The sequence below is a fragment of the Actinospica sp. genome, from assembly GCF_035552695.1.
Classification (GTDB): Bacteria; Actinomycetota; Actinomycetes; order Streptomycetales; family Catenulisporaceae; genus Actinospica.
In genome coordinates this window covers 15827-35089 of sequence record NZ_DASZKT010000216.1, presented here as the reverse complement: position 1 = coordinate 35089, position 19263 = coordinate 15827, and the positions used below count along the sequence as shown (strand labels likewise).

Genomic DNA, 19263 nt, shown 5'->3' with positions numbered 1-19263 from the left:
CTAGGGCAGCCGCCAGTCGATCGGCTCGGCGCCGAGCTGCTGCAGCGCGGCGTTCGCGCGGCTGAACGGGCGCGAACCGAAGAACCCGTAGTCGGCCGAGCGCGGGCTCGGGTGCGAGGACTCGATGCAGGGAACGCCGGGGCCGAGCAGCGGACGCAGGTTGCGCGCGTTGCGTCCCCAAAGGATCGCCACCAGCGGCGTGCCACGACCGGCGAGCGCGGTGATGGCCTGCGCGGTCACCGCTTCCCAGCCCTTGTCCTGGTGCGAGTTCGGGCGGCGCGGGGTGACGGTCAGGGACCTGTTGAGCAGCAGCACGCCGCGCTCCGCCCAGGGGCTCAGATCGCCGTTGGAGGGGGCGGGCAGGCCGAGGTCCGCGGAATACTCGCGGAAGATGTTGACCAGGCTCTCCGGCAGCGGCCGCACTTCCGGCGCGACCGAGAAGCTCAGGCCCACGGCGTGCCCCGGAGTGGGGTAGGGGTCCTGGCCGACGATCAGCACCCTGACGCCGTCGAAGGGCTGCTGGAACGCGCGCAGCACCTGCGGGCCCGGCGGCAGATAACCGCGGCCAGCGGTCAGTTCGGTGCGCAGGAACTCGCCCATCGAGGCGACGCCGCCGGCCACCGGTTCGAGGGCCTTCGCCCAGCCTGCGTCGACGAGTTCGTGGAGGGGTCGCGCTGCCATGGACCGGAACTCTACCGCGCCGGACCGACGGGATTCCGCCGGTCCGCCGCAGTGGCGATGAGTTCAGGGTTCTGCGACGGCAGTCGTCCCCCGGTGTGCATCAGACCGAGTCGGCGGGCTCGGCGGGGTCTTCGTCGACCGGCTCGGCGGCGAGGATCTTGTACAGCGCCTGGCGGGCCTTGACGAGCACCTGCTTGGCCTCCTCGCGCTGGGCGGCGGAGCCGACCTCGTTGACCTGACGGGTCGCTGCGATCAGCTGGCCCATCAGCTCGCGGTAGCGCAGGAACTCGGTGAAGCGCGAGTCCTCGCCGCCGGCCTCCCACAGCCGGGCCAGGTGCTCGGCGTTCTCCTCGGCGTGCGCGCGGCCCGCCTCGGTCAGCGCGAACAGCTTGCGGCCCTCGCCGTCGGTGGGCTCGATCAGGCCCTCGTCCTCCAGCTGTGAGATCGCCGGGTAGACGGAGCCCGAGCTGACCCGCCACAGGCCGCCGGTGCGCTCGTTGATCTCCTGAATGATCTGGTAGCCGTTGCGCGGCTGCTCGCTCAGCAGCGAGACGATCGCCGCGCGCACGTCGCCGCGACCGGCCCGGCCGCGTCCGCGACCACGGCCGCGCGGGCCGCCGAAGGGCCCGGGACCGAAACCGAAGTCGGGGCCGAAACCGCCCGGACCAGGGCCGAAGGGTGTACTGACGTGCCCGGCGAAACCGCCGTGCACATGATGTCCGTGGCGGCCGCGCGGGCCGAAGCCCTCTTCGCGCTCGCCGCGACGGCGCTCGTCACCGCGGCGACGGCCGCGGCGTTCGGGGTGCGGGCCTTCGAGGCCCGAATCGAACTTCCTCATGGGAGGATCTCCTTAAGACTAGATTGGTCCTGTCGAAGCATCTCTTCGACGTGTTAACGATATATCGCTAACTGTCGGAACGCAAGCCCCTCTTGCGCGGGCGGCTACCCTGGAGCGAATGAGCACGTCAGCCAACTCCCAGCCGTCCGTCGCGCTGGCCGAGGCCACCGCCTCCGCGCCGCCGTCGCGACACATCCGCACCTTCAAGCCGCGCCGCGGCCGGATCACCGTCGCGCAGAACAACGCGATTGACCGGCTCTGGCCGCGCTGGGGCCTGGAGATTCCGGCCGAGGGCGAGGAGTTGGACCTGGCGAGGCTGTTCGGCCGCACGGCGCCGCTGCAGCTGGAGATCGGCTGCGGCATGGGCGACGCCGTCGTCGCGATGGCCTCCGCGAAGCCCGACCTCGACTTCCTGGCCGTGGACGTGCACACCCCCGGCCTGGGCAACGTGCTGCGGATGGCCGAGCGCGCCGGGCTGACGAACGTGCGCGCGGCCTCCGGCGACGCGCTCGACCTGCTGCGCCGGCAGATCCCCTCCGACGCGCTCGACGCCGTGCACATCTACTTCCCGGACCCGTGGCCCAAGGCCCGGCACCACAAGCGCCGCATCGTCCGCTCCGAAGTCATAGCTCTGATCGCGGACCGGCTGCGCACCGGCGGCCTGCTGCACTGCGCGACCGACTGGGCCGAGTACGCCGCGGAGATGCTCGTCGTGCTCAGCGCGGAACCCTGGCTGCGCAACCGCTACCCCGGCTGCGGATACGCGCCGCGGCCCACGCACCGCCCGGTCACCAAGTTCGAGGCGCGCGCGGTACGCGAGGGCCGCGAGGTCTTCGACCTGTCCTTCACGAAGATCTGACGGCTCCACGAACGACACCGCGCGATATCGAACGACACAGGGGGAGAAGGTCAGTGGCGACTGAGCTCGTGCTGGTCCGGCACGGTCAGGCAGTGGACAACGTCGAGTTCCTGTTGAACCTCACCGGATCCTGCCGGGGACTGACCGAGCGCGGTCACGCGCAGGCCGAGCTCGTCGCGGCCCGGCTCGCCAAGCGGATGACCGGTACCCGGCCCTTCGACGCGATCTGCCATTCCCCGACCCGCCGCGCCGTCGAGACCACCGAGCACATCGCCGCCGCGCTCGGCCCGCGGGTTCGAGTCGAGGCCGTGGACGGCCTGCGCGTCGCCGACCACGGCGTCGACGGCCAGCACCCCTGGGACCCGAAGACCAACCTCATCGGCACGATCCCGCCGCTCGACCCGGAGACCGCGCCCTCGCCCGGCGGCGAGAGCTGGCAGGGCTACCTGAACCGGTCCGGCCGCACCCTGCTGGACATAGCCGCGCGCTACCCGGAAAGCCGGGTCCTCGTCGTGGCGCACGCGGAGACCTCGGCCTCGGCGATGCACACCTTCATGCGGCTGCCCGTCGGCGCCTCACGCTGGACGTTCCCGCTGATCAGCCACACCGCGCTCAGCGGCTGGCGGCTCCTGCACTCACCGCTGCCCGGCGCCGATCCGGCCGGCCAGTGGGCGCTGCTCTATCTCAACGACGACTCGCACCTACCCGAGCCCGAGCGGACGTGGAGCAGCTGAGCGGGCTCGCGTGACCTGGTCTCAGACCTCTCGGTAGTGCTCGACCGTCGGGGCCTCGGCGAAGTACGGGCCGATCAGCGCGCGCCACCGCGGGAAGCGGTCCGACTCGCGGAAGTTGACCGTGTGCGCCTCCAGGGACTCCCAGCCGACGAGCAGCAGGTAGCTGCCCGGCCGCTCGATCCCGCGGTGCATGTGCGCCCACTGAAACCCCTCGGTCTGTGCGAGCAGTTCCCGTGCCTGCGCGTACGCGGCCTCGAACTTCTCCGCGTCGGACTCGGCGATGGTGAATTCGGCGTGCTCCACGATCATGCGGACAGCGTACATTCTCGGCCCGGCAGCGGGTAGGAGTCCGCACATGCCGAACCCTGTCGAGGTAGACGCCCAAGACCTGTTCAGCGGCCTCCCGCAGCGCTACGACCTACTCGCGGAACTCTTATCGTTCGGCCAGAACCGCCGCTGGCGGCACGCGATGGTGGACGCCGCGCTGCGCACCGCTCCCGACGCGCGGCGGGTGCTGGACGTGGCCACCGGCACCGCCGGGGTCGCGCTGCACTGGACCGATCGCGCGCAGGTCGAGGTGACCGGCGTGGACCTGACCGAGCAGATGCTGCGACGCGGCCGGGAGAACGTGGCCCGGCGCGGGAGGGGCGACCGGATCAGGCTGCTGCTGGGCAAGGCAGAGGCGATGCCGTTTCCGGACGCCACCTTCGACGCCGTCACCTTCACGTATCTGCTGCGCTACGTCGACGATCCCGCCGCGACCCTGGTCGAACTCGCGCGGGTCCTCAAGCCAGGCGGGGCGCTGGCCAGCCTCGAGTTCGCCGTCCCCGGCAATCCCGCCCTGCACGCGGCCTGGTACGGCTACACGCGCGGGGTGCTCCCGGCGGCCGGGATGCTCACCGGCGGCCGCGAATGGGCCCGCGTCGGCAACTTCCTCGGCCCCTCGATCAGCGGCCACTACCGGGTGAATCCCGTGGAGAGCATCGTCGGCTACTGGCGCGCCGCCGGAATCGAGGAGGTGCGGACCCGGCAGATGAGCCTCGGCGGCGGTCTGGTGATGTGGGGGCGCAAGGCGGATGTCTGAGACACCCGCCGCGGCGTTCTACGCACGCAGCGGTTCACGCGCCGCCGACTGGCTGACCATCCTGCACCCGCCGTACACCGCCTGGCATCTGGCCTACGTCGCGATCGGCGCGGGCCTCGCCCCGCACATCGACTGGGCCGTCTGCTGGCTCAGCCTCGCCGGGTTCCTGCTCGCGGTCGGGGTCGCGGCGCACGCACTCGACGAATGGAACGGTCGTCCGCTCGGCACCCGCATCAGCGACGGAGCCCTGTGGACGGCTGCCATCCTCAGCCTCGCCGGAGCCGCCGCCCTCGGCATCAGCGTTCTGCGCCACACCGGCCTCGTACTCATCCCCTTCATCGTGGTCGGCGCCGTGCTCGTCCTCGGGTACAACCTGGAGCTGTTCGGCGGCGTGCTCCACACAGACCTCGGATTCGCCCTCGCCTGGGGCGGATTCCCGGCGGCGGTCGGCTACGTCGCCCAAGCGCCGCCATGGACCGTCGCGGGCACGTTCGCCCTCATCCTCGTCGTCCTCGCCGCCACCGCGCTCTCCGCAGCCCAACGCCGACTCAGCACTCCCGCGCGAGCCCTGCGCCGCTACGCCATCGAGGTCGAGGGCAACATCGAGTTCACGGACGAGCGATCGCAACGCATCGACCGCGACGTACTCCTGGCACCCCTCGACGGCGCGCTCAAGCTGCTGTCCTTGGCGGTTCCTGCATTCGCGGTGGCGCTGCTACTGGCGCGCTGGGCAGGCTGACGTCCGTCACCATCTCGACGAGCTCGATCAGCTCCCTGCGCACCGACTCGTCGCCCAACGGCAGCTCGCGCGCGTACCTCGTCGCCTCACGCCCGAGCTGGCGAATACGCCCCTCGACGGCTTCCCTCGCCCCGCTCCGAACCAGCAGGTCCCGCAGCTCATCCACCGCCTCGTCCGTGCCCCGCGAAACGAGTGATTCCAGCGCACGCTGATCCGCGACCCGCGCGACGGCCTCGGCCAGCAGCACCGTCCGCTTCCCATCACGCAGATCGTCCCCCGACGGCTTCCCGGTCGTGGCCGGATCGCCGAACGCGCCGAGCAGGTCGTCCTGCAGCTGGAACGCGACCCCGAGCGCGTCGCCGTACGCGGCGTAGCCTGCGAGAAGCTCATCCGACGCACCGGCCAGCGCGCCACCGAAGCGCAACGGCCCCGTCGTCGTGCACGCCGCCGTCTTCGCCCGCGCCACCTCCAGAGCAGCCGCCGCGGACGGCTCCCCGGACGCCTGAGTCAGCAGGTCGAGGTACTGGCCGCGCATCGTCAGCGCGCGCATCTCGTCGTACACCGGCCGGGCACGCCCGACGGCCGCAGGCGCCAGCCCGCACGTGCGCAACAGCTGGTCGGCCCAGACCAGGCACAGGTCCCCGGCCGTGATCGCGGCCGACATCCCGAAGCGCGCCCCCGACCCGTGCCACCCGCCCCGCCGATGCCGCTGCGCGAACGCCCGATGCACGGCGGGAGCTCCGCGCCGGGTCGCGGAGCCGTCCATCACGTCGTCGTGGATCAGCGCACACGCGTGCAGCAGCTCAACGACGGCCGCGGCCCCGATGGCTCCCGACGTCGTCCGAGCCCCCGTCCCACGCCAGCCCAGCAGCACGAACCGCGCCCGCAGCCGCTTCCCACCCCGCAGCACGAGGTCCGAGATCGGCGCGTACAACCCGCCGACCCCCTCGGAGTCGCCGGCCTCGGCCAGTCGCTCCGCGAAGAAGCCGCGCAGCACGTCATCGATCTCACTCACGGGAGTCTCCACGACTCTCACTTACCCCCAATCACCGCATCCGGCCGGTTACCGCGAAAATTGTCGGAGCCCGATGCGAGGCTGACCGCATGACGCCAAAGCCACCGACGCAACGCAACGTGATCGGCACCGATGAGCGCGAGGTGCTCCTGGGCTTCCTCGACATGCAGCGCGCCACCCTCCGCGCCGCGCTCTACGGCCTCACCGACGAGGAGTCCAGGCTCTCGCCCTCCGTCAGCACCCTCAGCGTCGCCGGCCTGATCAAGCACGTCGCCGCCGTCGAGCGCAACTGGGCGGGCCTCATCCGCCAGGAGCACCAGGGCGCCGACTTCAAGAAGCACGCCGAGTCATTCGAGCCGGCCGACACCCCGGTCGCCGACCTGCTCGCCGACTACGAGCGCGCCGCCGAGGAGACCGACGGCACGATCCTCGCCGCCCCCGGCCTCAACCACCCCGTCCCGGTGCCGCAGAGCGTCCCCTGGTTCCCCAAGGACATCGAGGCCTGGACCGTCCGCTGGGTCCTCGTCCACCTCATCGAGGAGACCGCCCGCCACGCCGGCCACGCCGACGTCGTCCGCGAGACCATCGACGGCGCCCAAGCCGTCGAACTCCGCGCCGCCGTCGAAGGCTGGCCCGAAAACGGCTTCGTCAAGCCCTGGCGCCGCGGCTCCGCCTCCTAGCTGCGGGTTTCCTCAGTTCACTCAGCTCACGCGGCTCGCGCGACGGTGACGGTCGTGCGGCTCTCGGGAGTGATCGGGCCGCCCGTTCGCGCTTATGGCATTCACCGTCGCGGATGGTCGAATCACCGTGCTCGACGTATACGGCGACCACCCACGGGTGCGGCAGTTGGCTGAGCCCGTGCTGAAGCCTTGCTCCAGCCCCGACTCAGCCGCCGCCCAGCGCCTTGCTGAGGCGCTTGACGGGACCGCCCACACCGTAGCGCTCGGCGAGGTCTTCGAGGAGGTCGGGGTCGGCCGGGGCCGAGGGCAGTGCGGAGTCGGCCTCGGTGCCGGGGCGTCGGCGCGCACGCGGACGACGTCCGGCGCGACCTTGAGGTAGCCCTCCGCGGCCTCGAGCCTCTTGCACACGGCGGGCTTGAGCGCGGAGGCGGGATCCTCGGCCGCCGCCGGCAGCCCGGTCGGCGAGCCGTACTCGGTCAGGAGCGCCGACGCGGTCTTCTCGCCGATGCCACGCCGGGCAGCCCGTCGCTCGGGTCGCCGCGCAGCGTGGCGAAGTCAGCGTACTGAGAGCCCGTCACGCCGTACCGGGCGCTCAGTTCCGCCTCGCCGAGAACCTCCAGCTTGGCCACGCCGCGCGCTATGTTGAAGACGCGCACGCCCGCCGAGTCCGAGATGAGCTGGAACATGTCCCGGTCGCGGGACCTTCGGGTCAAGTTTCTCAAGGCACTGTTTCTCCGGACTGACTCCTGTGATCGGAAGCACTGCGTCAAAAGCAGATAATTGATAGCAGTGGTTAGAAATATTCGTGGGGCAGGCGGCGCCCGGTACGGCACGATGACATCCCCTTGTGGTGTAGCCCCGTGGCGTGTGAGCGCACTGTCCGGGTGGCGACGGGGGGCGACTGTGCCGAACCAAGTTTGTTCGGGGTCGGCACGGAGCGATGGTTGCGTGACTCTGCGCGACAGAACTCTGCTTCCCGTTCGGCGGATGGACTCGTTGAATGCTCGGGATCCGTGCCGACAAACCGCGCCCGATCTTCTCCGAGGGCACCGGACTACGCGGACGCGCCGGCGGCCAGCGCCTTGGTGAGCCGCTTGATCGGACCTTCCAGGCCGTAGAGCCCGGCGAGCTCGCCCAGCCGGGCCGGGTGTGCCGGAATGGTGGGCAGGACGGGATCGGCCTTGGTGACGGGGGCGTCGGCCCGGACTCGGACGACGTCGGGTGCGACTGCCAGGTACTGAGTGGCGTCGTTGAGTCTCTTGCGTACAGCGGGCTTGAGCGCGGAGCCAGGGTCGTCGAGCGCTGAGAGCAGTTCGGCCAGGGAGCCGTACTCGTTGATCAACGCGGCGGCGGTCTTCTCGCCGACTCCGGCCACCCCGGGCAGCCCGTCGCTCGGGTCCCCGCGCAGCGTGGCGAAGTCAGCGTACTGAGAGCCGGTCACGCCGTACTTGGCGCTCAGCTCCGCGTCGCCGAGGATCTCCAGCTTGGCCACGCCGCGCGCGATGTTGAAGACGCGCACGCCCTCCGCGTCCGAGATGAGCTGGAACATGTCGCGGTCGCCGGTGACGACGTCCAGCGGGCCGCCGTCCGTCGAGCGGTGCAGCGCGGCGTAGGCGGCGATCGCGTCGTCGGCCTCGAAGCCGGGCGCCCAGCCGTCCGCGATGCCGAACGCGGCGAGCACTTCGAGCAGCATCGCGACCTGCGGGGTGAGCGTGTCGGGAATCTCCTCGACGGACGCGCTCGCCGAGCCCTTGTCCGGCGCGGCCGGGACGGCGACCTCCTCCACCACGCGGTGCGCCTTGTACGTCGGCAGCAGTTCCACCCGGAAGGCCGGCCGCCAGTCGGCGTCGAAGCAGGCGATGAGCCGGTCGGGGCGGTAGTGGGTGACCAGGTGCGTGATGAAGTCGAGGGTGCCGCGCACGGCGTTCACCGGACGGCCGTCCGGAGCCGTCATCGAGTCCGGCAATGCGAAAAACGCCCGGAAATAGAGGGTGGGCGTGTCGAGGAGCATCAGCTGAGCCACATTGCAAGGATGTCACGATCGTGTCTAAGCGGCGTGCCACCCACCCCGTACTGCGCGTCCCTTCAGGTGCGGTCCATATACTGACGTGCCCGGATACATAACAGGAAGAGGGGGAGTCGCATGCTCACGCAACCGCGTGCTGCCGTCCCTCTGTCCACTCCGGCGGACACGGTCACCGAGCCCGAGCCCACCTGGCTGGCTCGGCTCTGGGTGGTTCCGGTGCTGGTCACGGCGGTTCTCGGGCTGTGGCGCGCGTCCTCGATCGACCTGTGGTGGGACGAGCTGAGCACCGTCGACATCGCTCGGCGGCCGTTCACCGGCATCATCGCCACCGCAGGGCACGTCGATGCCGTGCACACCCTCTACTACCTCTTCATGCACGTCTGGATCGCCGTGTTCGGCACCTCGCCGCTGTCCGTGCGGCTGCCGAGCGTGCTCGCGATGTGCGGGGCCACGGCGTGCACCTCGGCCATCGCGAAGCGGCTCTTCGACAGACGGATCGCGTTCACCGCCGCGATGATCTTCTCGCTCATCCCGGGCGTGGCGCGGTACGCCGAGGAGGCCCGGTCCTACGGCTTCGTCGTGTTCGGCGCGGCCGCCGCGTTCCTGCTCCTGTTGCGCACGCTGGAGAAGCCGAGCCCGCGGCGCTGGAAGATCTACGGCGCGATGCTCGCCCTCACCGGCGCGCTGAACCTGATCGCGCTGATGGCCATAGCGGGCCACGCGGTCGCCGTGCTCAGCAGGGCGCGCGCCGAGAGCGACGACCGCGCCACGCGCCGCCGCGAATACCTCAAGCCCTTCGCGATCGCCGTCGGCGTAGCGCTGCTCATCGACGCGCCGATCATCATCCTCGGCGCCTTCGAGGCGGAGAACCAGCTCGGCGACCTGAACCGCGCGACCGTCTCGGACCTGCCGTCGATGTGGAGGGACATCGGCAGCTCGGCCCCTTTCTCGCTGCTCGTGCTGCTCGCCCTGCCGCTGCTGCTGTCGCACCGCAAGCGCGGGTCTGAGCTCACGATCCTGGCGTCCGCGACCTTCCCGGTGCTCGCGCTCTGGCTCGTGTCGCTGTTCGGCCTCGGGTTCGACTCCTTCGCCCGCTACCTGCTCTTCGTGCTGCCCGCCTGGGCCATCGCCATCGCGGTGGCCGTGGACCGGCTCTGGCCCGCGCGGAACGTCGCCCTGGCCGCCATCGTCCTGGTCACCGCGGTCGCGGTCTCCGTCGACCAGCTCCAGATGCACGGCCACCTGAGCCACTTCAAGTACGACTACCCGGGCGCCTCCGTGCTGCCCGAGGACTATTCGGCGGCCGCGGCCATCGTCAAGGCGAACTACCAGCCGGGCGACGCGGCGACCTTCGGCGGCTCCGTGCACATCGACCTCGGCGTGAACGAATACCTGCCCGCCGACGAGCAGCTGCGCGACATCTTCGTGCAGGACACCGACACGCAGCAGAACAGCCTCACGCCGGTGTACTGCACGAGCACCGTGGCGTGCCTGGCCAAGGCACCGGACCGGGTCTGGATGCTGGAGACGGGCTTCGTCGCGCCGTACGCGGTGGAGCGCGCGGACTGGTCCCTGGCGCTGATGCTCAAGTACAACACCGTGCAGGTCTGGCACGTCTGGGGAGTCACGGTCACGCTGCTCGAGCGCCGCTGACGCGCCGTCACGTCACGCACGTCACGGGCATGGCGCCTGTCAGGGCCGTGACAGCGAACTCAGGTTACAGCGAACTGCAGCGAACGAACGTGACAGCGAACTCAGCGGAGCGAGTTCAGAGGAACGTGCGTCCCTCGCCGCGGTACGTCGGCACGGTCGCCGTCACCTTGTCCCCCTCGATCGTGTGCAGCTCGGCGAAGCGCTCGCACAGCTCGCCGGCCTTCGCGTGCCGAAACCAGACCCGGTCGCCCACGGCCAGGTCGTCCGCCGTCGGGCCGAGCAGCGGGGTCTGCACCTCGCCCGCGCCCTCCTGCGGGTCGTAGCGCAGCTTCTTCGGCAGGTACGGCTGCGGCAGCCGGTCCTTGCCGGGCACGCCGGAGGCCAGGTAGCCGCCGCCGAGCACGGTGACCACGCCGAGGCCCGGGCGGCGCACCACCGGCAGCGCGAACAGCGCCGCCGGGCGGCCGCCCACGTTCCGGTAGCCGTCGAACAGCCGCGGCTTGAACAGCCCCGAGCCCGCGGCGATCTCGGTGACCGCCTCCTCGGCTGCGGTGCGCTCCATCGAGCCGGTGCCGCCGCCGTTGACGAACTCCAGCTGCGCGATCTCCTTGACCGCCGCCACGATCTCGGCCCGGCGCTCGGCCAGCTCGGCGGCGCTCAGGCCCTGCATCGCGCGGACCGCGAGGCCGCGCGCGGGACGGCCCGGCGGACGGTCGCCCACCCCGGCGATCTGCGCCTCGTACGCCATCAGCCCGACCAGCCGCAGCCCGGTCCGGTCGGCCGCCTCGCGGGCCACCGTGGACACGGCCTCGACGCTGTGCAGCGGGGAGCGCCGGGCGCCGACCCGCAGCTTGCCGCGCAGCGGGCGCCAGGACGCGTCGATGTCCACGCTGATCCGCACCGGAGCCGCGTCCGGCACCTCGGCCATGACCTTCTCGATCAGGTCAAGCTGCTCGACCGAGTCCGCGGTGAGCGTGATCACGTCGGCGGCCACCGGGTCGGCGCTCAGCCGGCGCAGCGCGGCGCGGTCCGCCGTCGGGTAGGCGACCAGGATGTCCGAGAAGCCGGACTCGGCCAGCCACAGCGCCTCCGGAAGGGTGAAGGCCAGGACGCCCTCGAACCCGTCCATCTCCAGCACCGCGCGCAGGATCTCCCGGCAGCGCACGGACTTCGAGGCCACCCGGATGGGCTTGCCGTTGGCCCGGCGCACCAGATCGGCGGCGTTCTCGCGCAGCGCCGCGAGATCGACCACCGCCAACGGCGGGTCGAGGTGCGCGGTGGCGTGGTTCAGCCGATCCAGGTCCTTCACGCTAACGACCCTGCCATGCGGGCGAGGGGCCGGGCGAGAGCGAACGTGTCCCGGAACGGTTTCGAGTTGATGACCGAGAAGAGGGCCGGAACTCCGTTGTATGGTGCCTCGTTGAAACGTCTTTTCGGCGGGTGCGCGGCCCGCCGGTCGGAGGGAGCGGCGTGGACTCGCAGGCATTCGGCGCGGACGGGGGCTTCCCGGACACCGCGGGGCTGCCACCGGGTCCTCGCCGTTCACCCGGACGGGTGGTCGCGGCCATTCTCGTTCCGCTGCTCGCCCTGGCCGTGTCCGGCATCGCGTTCGCGCTGTCCGGCGGAACGCCCTCGTACGACGCGGGGGCCAAGGCCGGTTCGTCGGCCGGGGCTTCGGACATCGCGGCGCGCGCGGCCTGGCGCAGCGCGAGCGCCGACCAGATCCTGCCGCCGAAGATCGACCGCGAGGGCACGGAGGCCTACTACCGGCTCGGCGTGGACCCGGCCGTGTCCTGCGCGCAGTTGCCCGGCACGTTCGTGAAGGCGCTCGGCGCGGCCGGATGCGAGCACGTCGTGCAGGCCACGTACATCGACTCGACGGAATCGGTGGTCGCGACGGTGGGCCTGGTCGCGGTCGGCGGCACGAGCGCCCAGCGCGCCGTGCTGTTCCAGAACTGGACGGCCGACGCGTACGCCCGGCAGTACTCGATGATGCCCTCGGCCTACCCGGTCCGCGCCTCGCTCGCCGCCTCCTTCCAGAACGCGCAGCGCGTCGCCTGGAAGTCGGCGATCTCCAACGACGGCTCGTACATCGCGTTCGCCGTCTCCGGCTTCGCCGACGGACGGCTCGGCCCCTCGGCGGCCGCCTACGACCTGGGCGGCGAGTCCGAACTGCAGTCGGACTCGCCGCCGGTGCAGGTGGCCGACGACCTGTCCAGCACGACCATGGTCGGCTTCAGCGCGCGGTACCCCTCCGTGAGCGGAGCCCGGTCATGACGGCAGATTCCCGCAGGACACGAACTCTCGGCGGGCTCGTCGGCGCGCTGGCCTGCGTCATCGCCTCCGCGACCTTCGGCGCGTCCCCGGCCGCCGCCGACGCCATACGCACCGCCGAATGGCCGCTCGGCTATCTGGACCTCCCGGCCGCGCAGCAGATCAGCACCGGGTCCGGAGTGACCGTCGCGCTGCTCGACACCGGCGTCGTGCAGGGCCGCGCCGACCTGACCGGCCAGGTCACCGCCGGACCGGACTACGCGGGCGGCATCGAGAAGCAGGGCGAGTCCGGCTGGGGCGAGCACGGCACCTGCATGGCCTCGATCATCGCCGGGCACGGCCGCAACGGCGGCGTCGACGGCATGCTCGGCGCCGCGCCCGCCGCGCACATCCTGTCCGTCCGGGTCATCCGCGACGACGACGCCCCCGACTTCGGCCAGGCCACCAGCGACGCGACGCCGATCTCGGACGGCATCAAATACGCGGTGGACCACGGCGCGCAGGTCATATCGATGTCCCTCGGCGGTGAGGAGTCGGACGCGGGCGACGACTCGTCCGCCGAGTCCGACGCGATCCGTTACGCCCTCGCGCACAACGTCGTGGTCGTCGCCGCGGCCGGCAACGGGGCGACGCAGGGCAACCCGATCTCGTACCCCGGCGGCGAGCGCGGCGTGATCACGGTCGCCGCGGTCGACGACAACGGGAACCACGCGAACTTCTCCACGACCGGCTGGGACGTGTCGGTCGCGGCCCCCGGCGTCAACCTGCCCTGCGACGCGTTCGACGCCGACGACGCGTACATGGAGGGCAGCGGCACCAGCCAGGCCACCGCGTACGTCTCCGGCGTCGTCGCGCTGCTCAAGGCCGAGAACCCGGCGCTCACCCCCGAGCAGATCAGGACCCTGCTGGAGACGACGGCGAACGCCAAGCCGGGCGGCGGCCGCGACGACCGGATCGGCTTCGGCATCGTCAACCCGGTCGGCGCGCTACAGGCCGCGAAGTCGATGAGCGGGCTGCAGACGGTGCCCAAGGCCGGGGCGGGCGTCGCCTCCGGCCATTTCGGCTACGGCCCGACCGAGAAGGTGACGCTCGGCTCCTCCGGCCTGAGCGGCCGGGCGCGCGCGGAGATCGGCGGTGCGGTGCTGCTGGCGATCGCGCTCGTCGTGGCGATGCTGCTGCTGCGCCGACCGAAGCCGCCGCTGTTCGAAGTGGACATCGTGGAATTCGCCCAGCCCCAGGCGCCGCCGATGCCCGACCCTCGGCTAGGGTCGGACGAATGAGCGATACCCAGGGCCCCGCGCATCAGCGCAATCTGCTGTCCACCGGATTCGACGGTGACGACGGGACCGCCGACCCCGCGCTGATCGAGGTGCTGGCCGCCGCCCGGCGCGACGAGGCCGCCGTGTACCCGGCGTACGCGGCACTGGTCGGCCGACGCGTGCTGGTGCCGGTGGTCGCGGTGCTCGGTGAGACCGAGGCGGCCGAGACGCTCGGCCCGGACGGCGAGCCGCTGCGCCGCGACAAGGACAGCGACATGGCGGTGGTCACGCTGGTGGCCGGCGACGGAACGAAGGCCCTGCCCGCGTTCACCTCCGTGCGGGCGCTGGCCGAATGGGCGGCGGAGGCGGGCCACCCGCAGGCGCGGCCGATCCCGGTCTCGGTGGAGACGGCGGCCGCCGCCACCCTGCAGGAGAACGCCGCCGTGCTGCTGCTCGACCTCGGCGGACCCGGCCAGTTCGAGATCTCCGGCAGCCCGCTGCGGGCCTTCGCGCAACAGCGCAAGCCGCTGCCCCCGGCCGTGGACCCGGAGGTCATGGAGGCGATCAAGCGGGTGCTCGCGAGCGTGCCGGAGATCTCCCGGGTGCTCGACTCGGCGCGGCTCGGCCAGGCCGCGGAGGACGTCACGATGCTGGCGCTCGGCTTCGTGCCCGGCACCGAACCGGTGCGGCTCACCGAGCCCCTGCAGCAGGTCGCGGCGAGGATCTCGGAGGACCCGCTGCTGCGCGACCGGCTCTCCGGCGGACTGCAGATCGTGCTGGCGCCCGACTCGGCCTCGAACAACTGACGGAACCGACGGACTGACGGAACAGCCGAGGGCACGAGCGGGTCGGCCGAGGCGGCGTCAGTTCACCGGGCCGGTCAGCTTCTCGCCCGGGCCCTGACCGGGCGTGTCCTGCACCGCCGAGGCCTCGCGGAAGGCCAGCTGCAGCGTCCGCAGCCCGTCCCGCAGCGGCAGCGCGTGCTGCGAACCGATCTCCGGCGCGGCCGCCGTGACCAGCCCGGCCAGCGCGGTGATCAGCTTGCGCGCCTCGTCCAGGTCCTTCTCGGGAGCGTGCCCGTGCTCGTCCGGCTCGCCGAGGCCCAGTTGCACCGCGGCCGCCGTCATCAGGTGCACGGCCAGCGTCGCGATCACCTCGACCGCCGGAACCTCGGCAAGGTCGCGCGGGTCGGACAGGTCGATCGCTGCGGTCTCGGACGTCGTGCTCACGCTCGCTCCTCATGCTGGTACTCCCGACACGCCAGTGTCGCACGCCCGTGCGCAGGGCCGGCAGGGCCGGGTCACCCCGCGAAGTCTGCTAACCTAGACAGAGCGTCAAGTAAGGGACTGCCCGTGGGCGGCCCCGACGCGCAAGTGGAGGGCCCACCTCCCACCTGATCGACCGGCGGTCGATGGGTACGGTACCGGCGTGCGAAGTGCATTCGCGCGCGACGGCAAGGTGGAGCTCTGCATTGCTCCTGCGAAAGCAGGCATTGCGGAGCTTTTTCGCGTGTCGGGGAATCGTTCCCAGCCATCTCGGCGTTTCACGGCGGTGCGGGCTCACCCCGCACTGTCCAGTGGACCCGGTACGCACGGCTCACGGCGAGCCACCGGGACCGCATGAACCTAGGAGGCCCCATCAGCGCCGAACCCCGTATCAACGACCGGATCCGCGTGCCCGAGGTGCGCCTGGTCGGCCCGGACGGACAGCAGGTCGGGATCGTCTCGATCCAGGACGCGCTGCGTCTCGCCCAGGAGTCCGACCTCGATCTGGTCGAAATCGCGCCCACCTCGCGCCCGCCGGTGGCCAAGCTCATGGACTACGGCAAGTTCAAGTACGAGTCCGCGATGAAGGCCCGAGAGGCGCGCAAGAACCAGGCGCACACCATCATCAAGGAGATGAAGCTCCGGCCGAAGATCGACCCGCACGACTACGAGACCAAGAAGGGTCACGTGGTGCGGTTCCTGAACGCCGGGGACAAGGTCAAGATCACGATCATGTTCCGCGGCCGGGAGCAGTCCCGCCCGGAGCTCGGCCGCAGGCTGCTCGACCGGCTCGCCTCGGACGTCGAGGAGCTCGGCTTCGTCGAGTTCGCGCCGAAGCAGGACGGCCGCAACATGATCATGGTGCTCGGCCCGCGCAAGAAGAAGGTCGACGCGATGGCGGAGGCCCGTGCCGCGAAGGCCGCCCGCGCCGAGCAGTCCGGCGGCCGCCATGCGGAAGCCGACGTGGAGGCGGAAGCGGCGCCGATCGAGCACGACGAGATCGACACGTCCGTCGAGGCCGTCGAGACGCCGACCGAGGAGACCGCGGAGTAACTCCCGCGCGTCCCGCCGAGACACGAACCGGCGACGGCACACCGCCGCCGCCCCGAGGCACGATTGCGCCGCACCGCCCGCCCCGGCAGGCGGGTGGCGGCGGAATCGGCACGCGACACGAGATGGAGACACGGCAGCCATGCCGAAGAACAAGACGCACAGCGGTGCCAAGAAGCGGTTCCGGCTGACCGGCTCCGGCAAGGTCATGCGGGGTCAGGCGGGCAAGCGCCACCTGCTCGAGCACAAGTCCTCGCGCTACACCCGCCGCGTGACCGGCGAGGTCGTCCTCGCCCCGGCCGACGTGAAGAAGATCAAGCGGCTGCTCGGCAAGTAGCCGCCATCCCGCGTTAGACCCCCAGACCCCTGAGATTTAAGGGGCCGCGCCGCGCTCCGCACAGCGCCCGGCCCCGCCCCCGAGGAGACGAGTACACATGGCACGCGTGAAGCGGGCGGTCAACGCCCACAAGAAGCGCCGGGCGATCCTGGAGCAGGCGAGCGGCTACCGCGGCCAGCGTTCCCGCCTGTACCGCAAGGCCAAGGAGCAGGTCACCCACTCCCTGGTCTACGCGTACCGGGACCGCAAGAAGCGCAAGGGCGACTTCCGCCGGCTGTGGATCCAGCGCATCAACGCCGCGGCCCGCGCCAACGGCCTGACCTACAACCGCTTCATCCAGGGCCTCAAGGCCGCGGGCGTCGAGGTGGACCGCAAGATCCTCGCGGACCTCGCCGTCAACGACGCCGCCGCCTTCGCCGCGCTCGTCGAGGTGGCCCAGAAGGCGCTGCCGGCCGACGTGAACGCGCCGAAGGCCGAGAAGGTCGCGGCCTGAGTGGCTCTGCCACCGCGGCCGACGAACCCCGAAGCGAATCCCGGATGGCAGGCCCGCGCGACGCGATGATCACCTCGGTCAAGTCGACGAGAGTGGTGGCGGCGCGCCGGCTTGCCTCCCGTGCTTTCCGGGCCAGGCAGCGGCTGTTCCTCGCCGAGGGCCCGCAGGCGGTACGCGAGGCCGCGGCGGAGAAGGGCCTGCTCAGCGAGCTCTTCGCGACCGCCGAGGCGGCCGAGCGCCACCCGGGGATCCTGGACGCCGCGTACGCGGGCGGCGCGACGGTCAGCATCGCCGCGGACGAGGTCGTGGACTCGCTCGGCGACACCGTCGCGGGCCAGGGGCTCGTCGGCGTCTGCCGCTTCCTCGACCAGCCGCTCGCCGCCGTCCTCGACGGTCCGGCCAGGCTCGTCGTGCTGCTGGCGCACATCCGCGACCCCGGAAACGCCGGCTCCGTGCTGCGCGCGGCCGACGCGGCGGGGGCCGACGCCGTGCTCTTCAGCGGCGAATCAGTGGACGTGTACAACCCCAAGGTCGTGCGAACCTCGGTCGGTTCGCTGTTCCACCTGCCCGTGGTCACCGGCGTCGACCTGCCGGAAGCCGTCGCCGCGCTCAAGCAGCGCGGCCTGCGCGTGCTCGCCGCCGACGGCTCGGGCCCCGCGGATCTCGACGACGAGGCCGACGGCGGCGCCCTCGCGTCCCCCACCTGCTGGATGTTCGGCAACGAGGCCTGGGGCCTGCCGGAACCGGTCCGCGCGCTGGCCGACGCGACCGTGCGCGTTCCCATCCACGGCCGTGCCGAGTCGCTCAACCTCGCCACGGCCGCCGCGGTGTGCCTCTACGCCTCGGCCCGTGCCCAGCGGCGACCCTCTCAGTGATCTTCCTCACCCTGAACTGCGCCGCGCTCCATTCCCGCACCTAGACGTCCGAAGACAGGGGCGTATGTCCGCCAAGGCTGGCGCTACGGTGGCGGCAGCGGGAATGATGGGGTGTCAGCGAGGCAGAATGGGACCGGTCACGGCGGTCGCCCGGTGTCCAAGGCTTCGTGTACAGGCACAGACGGACATGAGCGGTCAGGGAGAGGACTCAGGTCCAGTTGGATTCGAGAGATTCGCAGGTACCGGACGACGCCGCGTTCGGGCCGCACTATGACGATCTGCCGGACGGTGTGGTCATCACGGACGCGGAGGGCCTCGTCGTGGTCTTCAACCGCGCCGCCGAGCGCATCACCGAACTGCCCGCGGCCGGCGCGCTCGGCCGCCAGCTCGACGAGGCGCTGCCGCTGCTCGATCTGGAGGGCCGGCTCTGGTGGGCCTGCACCGACCCCTACGGCGGCCTCGCCATCCGCACCGGCCAGCCGGAGACGCGGTTGCTGCTGCCGGACGGCCGGGACGTGCTGGTCACCGCGCGCTACGTGCGGGAACACGGCGGCGGCCCGATCGCGCGGGTCGTCATCGGGCTGCGCGACACCTCGGCCCGCGCCCGCGTCGAGCGTCGGCACGCGGACCTCATCGCCACCGTGGCGCACGAGCTGCGCTCCCCGCTCACCAGCGTCAAGGGCTTCACGGCGACGCTGCTCGCCAAGTGGGAGCGCTTCACCGACGACCAGCGCAAGCTCATGCTGGAGACGGTGGACGCCGACGCCGACCGCGTCACCCGGCTGATCGCCGAACTGCTCGACATCGCGCGCATCGACTCCGGCCGTCTGCAGCTCGGCTGCTATCCCATCGATCTGGCGGACCTGGTGACGGAGCAGGTCGCGGGGATGATCGCGGCGGGCCAGTCGGCCGAGCGCTTCGACGTACAATCGATTGACCTGCCGGCGGTCTGGGCCGACCCGGACAAGCTGCGGCAGGTGGTGGCCAACCTGCTGGAAAACGCGGTGCGGCACGGCGAGGGCCGTGTCACCATCTCCTTCAAGGAGCTGACCGAGCCCGAGGACGACGAGCGGAAGGGAGAGGGCCCGCCCATGATCGCGATGACCGTGGACGACGAGGGCCCCGGCATCCCCGAGGCCATGCTCGGCCGCGTCTTCACCCGCTTCTGGCGCGGCAACCGGCGCGGCGGCACGGGCCTCGGCCTCTACATCGTCAAGGGCATCGTCGAGGCGCACGGCGGCAGCATCACGGTCGGCCGGGCCCCCGGCGGCGGCGCCCGCTTCCGATTTACGATGCCTGCTGCCTGACCGGCTGTCGTCATCGCCGGTCCGGGCAGCGGGCGTTCCCGCCTGCCCGTCGGCCCGCGCCCGTTAGGATTGGGGCGCCCGCCGAGAAGAGACC

Annotated in this window: 22 protein-coding genes; 14 read left to right on the top strand and 8 right to left on the bottom strand. The window is 71.5% G+C overall.

What is annotated here, in order from left to right:
- Together VG296_RS24875 and VG296_RS24870 are read right to left on the bottom strand one after the other, a co-directional pair.
- On the bottom strand, window positions 1–681 hold the full coding sequence (locus VG296_RS24875) for a uracil-DNA glycosylase (protein ID WP_325569683.1): 681 nt from the start codon (window positions 679–681) through the stop codon (window positions 1–3).
- Between the two features lie 100 nt (window positions 682–781).
- Window positions 782–1519 carry a PadR family transcriptional regulator gene (locus VG296_RS24870; protein WP_325569681.1) on the bottom strand — a complete coding sequence of 246 codons (738 nt, stop codon included), beginning with the start codon at window positions 1517–1519 and terminating at the stop codon, window positions 782–784.
- A gap of 118 nt (window positions 1520–1637) precedes the next feature.
- Here VG296_RS24870 and trmB point away from each other — a divergent pair, with 118 nt between their 5' ends.
- A complete protein-coding gene (gene trmB / locus VG296_RS24865) occupies window positions 1638–2378 on the top strand; it encodes a tRNA (guanosine(46)-N7)-methyltransferase TrmB (RefSeq protein WP_325569679.1) in 741 nt (246 codons plus the stop codon).
- Between the two features lie 53 nt (window positions 2379–2431).
- Window positions 2432–3112: a histidine phosphatase family protein gene (locus VG296_RS24860; RefSeq protein WP_325569677.1), complete on the top strand. Its 681-nt coding sequence runs from the start codon at window positions 2432–2434 to the stop codon at window positions 3110–3112.
- Between the two features lie 21 nt (window positions 3113–3133).
- On the opposite strand, the gene VG296_RS24855 is transcribed toward VG296_RS24860, so the two are convergent.
- Window positions 3134–3421, bottom strand: a complete 288-nt coding sequence (locus tag VG296_RS24855; RefSeq protein ID WP_325569675.1) for an antibiotic biosynthesis monooxygenase family protein — start codon at window positions 3419–3421, stop codon at window positions 3134–3136.
- 46 nt (window positions 3422–3467) lie between these two features.
- Between VG296_RS24855 and VG296_RS24850 the strand changes: the two genes are divergently transcribed.
- Together VG296_RS24850 and VG296_RS24845 are read left to right on the top strand one after the other, a co-directional pair.
- Window positions 3468–4196 (top strand): class I SAM-dependent methyltransferase, encoded by a 729-nt coding sequence (locus tag VG296_RS24850; RefSeq protein ID WP_325569673.1) that lies wholly within the window; start codon window positions 3468–3470, stop codon window positions 4194–4196.
- Window positions 4189–4935 carry a hypothetical protein gene (locus VG296_RS24845; RefSeq protein ID WP_325569671.1) on the top strand — a complete coding sequence of 249 codons (747 nt, stop codon included), beginning with the start codon at window positions 4189–4191 and terminating at the stop codon, window positions 4933–4935. The genes VG296_RS24850 and VG296_RS24845 overlap by 8 nt, the downstream gene beginning before the upstream one ends.
- Here the strand turns inward: VG296_RS24845 and VG296_RS24840 are convergent.
- Window positions 4868–5950: a polyprenyl synthetase family protein gene (locus VG296_RS24840; protein ID WP_325569669.1), complete on the bottom strand. Its 1083-nt coding sequence runs from the start codon at window positions 5948–5950 to the stop codon at window positions 4868–4870. The two genes, VG296_RS24845 and VG296_RS24840, sit on opposite strands and share 68 nt — an antisense overlap.
- Before the next feature lie 89 nt (window positions 5951–6039).
- On the opposite strand from VG296_RS24840, the gene VG296_RS24835 reads away from it, so the two are divergent.
- Window positions 6040–6630 carry a DinB family protein gene (locus VG296_RS24835; protein WP_325569667.1) on the top strand — a complete coding sequence of 197 codons (591 nt, stop codon included), beginning with the start codon at window positions 6040–6042 and terminating at the stop codon, window positions 6628–6630.
- Between the two features lie 476 nt (window positions 6631–7106).
- Here the strand turns inward: VG296_RS24835 and VG296_RS24830 are convergent, their stop codons facing one another.
- Window positions 7107–7316 (bottom strand): hypothetical protein, encoded by a 210-nt coding sequence (locus VG296_RS24830; protein WP_325569665.1) that lies wholly within the window; start codon window positions 7314–7316, stop codon window positions 7107–7109.
- 368 nt (window positions 7317–7684) lie between these two features.
- On the bottom strand, window positions 7685–8641 hold the full coding sequence (locus tag VG296_RS24825; protein WP_414641133.1) for a 5'-3' exonuclease: 957 nt from the start codon (window positions 8639–8641) through the stop codon (window positions 7685–7687).
- Between the two features lie 132 nt (window positions 8642–8773).
- On the opposite strand from VG296_RS24825, the gene VG296_RS24820 reads away from it, so the two are divergent.
- Window positions 8774–10309 carry a glycosyltransferase family 39 protein gene (locus tag VG296_RS24820; RefSeq protein WP_325569661.1) on the top strand — a complete coding sequence of 512 codons (1536 nt, stop codon included), beginning with the start codon at window positions 8774–8776 and terminating at the stop codon, window positions 10307–10309.
- Window positions 10310–10424: 115 nt separating this feature from the next.
- Here the strand turns inward: VG296_RS24820 and VG296_RS24815 are convergent, their stop codons facing one another.
- Window positions 10425–11618: an amino acid deaminase/aldolase gene (locus VG296_RS24815; RefSeq protein ID WP_325569659.1), complete on the bottom strand. Its 1194-nt coding sequence runs from the start codon at window positions 11616–11618 to the stop codon at window positions 10425–10427.
- A gap of 161 nt (window positions 11619–11779) precedes the next feature.
- On the opposite strand from VG296_RS24815, the gene VG296_RS24810 reads away from it, so the two are divergent.
- Genes VG296_RS24810 through VG296_RS24800 form a run of 3 tightly spaced genes read left to right on the top strand, consistent with a single transcriptional unit; the run spans window position 11780 to window position 14648 of the window.
- On the top strand, window positions 11780–12586 hold the full coding sequence (locus VG296_RS24810) for a hypothetical protein (RefSeq protein ID WP_325569658.1): 807 nt from the start codon (window positions 11780–11782) through the stop codon (window positions 12584–12586).
- Window positions 12583–13863 carry a S8 family serine peptidase gene (locus VG296_RS24805; protein ID WP_325569656.1) on the top strand — a complete coding sequence of 427 codons (1281 nt, stop codon included), beginning with the start codon at window positions 12583–12585 and terminating at the stop codon, window positions 13861–13863. The genes VG296_RS24810 and VG296_RS24805 overlap by 4 nt, the downstream gene beginning before the upstream one ends.
- Window positions 13860–14648, top strand: coding sequence for an SseB family protein (locus VG296_RS24800; protein ID WP_325569654.1), 789 nt, complete (start codon window positions 13860–13862; stop codon window positions 14646–14648). Before VG296_RS24805 ends, VG296_RS24800 begins: the two co-directional genes overlap by 4 nt.
- A gap of 57 nt (window positions 14649–14705) precedes the next feature.
- Here the strand turns inward: VG296_RS24800 and VG296_RS24795 are convergent, their stop codons facing one another.
- On the bottom strand, window positions 14706–15071 hold the full coding sequence (locus VG296_RS24795; RefSeq protein ID WP_325569652.1) for a DUF1844 domain-containing protein: 366 nt from the start codon (window positions 15069–15071) through the stop codon (window positions 14706–14708).
- A 390-nt stretch (window positions 15072–15461) separates the two neighbouring features.
- Between VG296_RS24795 and infC the strand changes: the two genes are divergently transcribed.
- The 5 genes from infC to VG296_RS24770 all read left to right on the top strand — a co-directional run bounded on the left by infC (window position 15462) and on the right by VG296_RS24770 (window position 19169).
- Window positions 15462–16160, top strand: coding sequence for a translation initiation factor IF-3 (gene infC / locus VG296_RS24790; RefSeq protein WP_325569650.1), 699 nt, complete (start codon window positions 15462–15464; stop codon window positions 16158–16160).
- Window positions 16161–16299: 139 nt separating this feature from the next.
- Entirely contained in the window at window positions 16300–16494 is a 195-nt protein-coding gene (gene rpmI / locus VG296_RS24785) for a 50S ribosomal protein L35 (RefSeq protein WP_325569648.1), read from the top strand.
- 97 nt (window positions 16495–16591) lie between these two features.
- A complete protein-coding gene (gene rplT / locus VG296_RS24780) occupies window positions 16592–16987 on the top strand; it encodes a 50S ribosomal protein L20 (RefSeq protein ID WP_212519576.1) in 396 nt (131 codons plus the stop codon).
- Between the two features lie 44 nt (window positions 16988–17031).
- Window positions 17032–17862 (top strand): RNA methyltransferase, encoded by an 831-nt coding sequence (locus VG296_RS24775; RefSeq protein WP_325569644.1) that lies wholly within the window; start codon window positions 17032–17034, stop codon window positions 17860–17862.
- A 218-nt stretch (window positions 17863–18080) separates the two neighbouring features.
- Complete coding sequence (locus VG296_RS24770) at window positions 18081–19169, top strand: sensor histidine kinase (RefSeq protein WP_325569642.1); 1089 nt, start codon at window positions 18081–18083, stop codon at window positions 19167–19169.
- Window positions 19170–19263 lie beyond the last annotated feature (94 nt).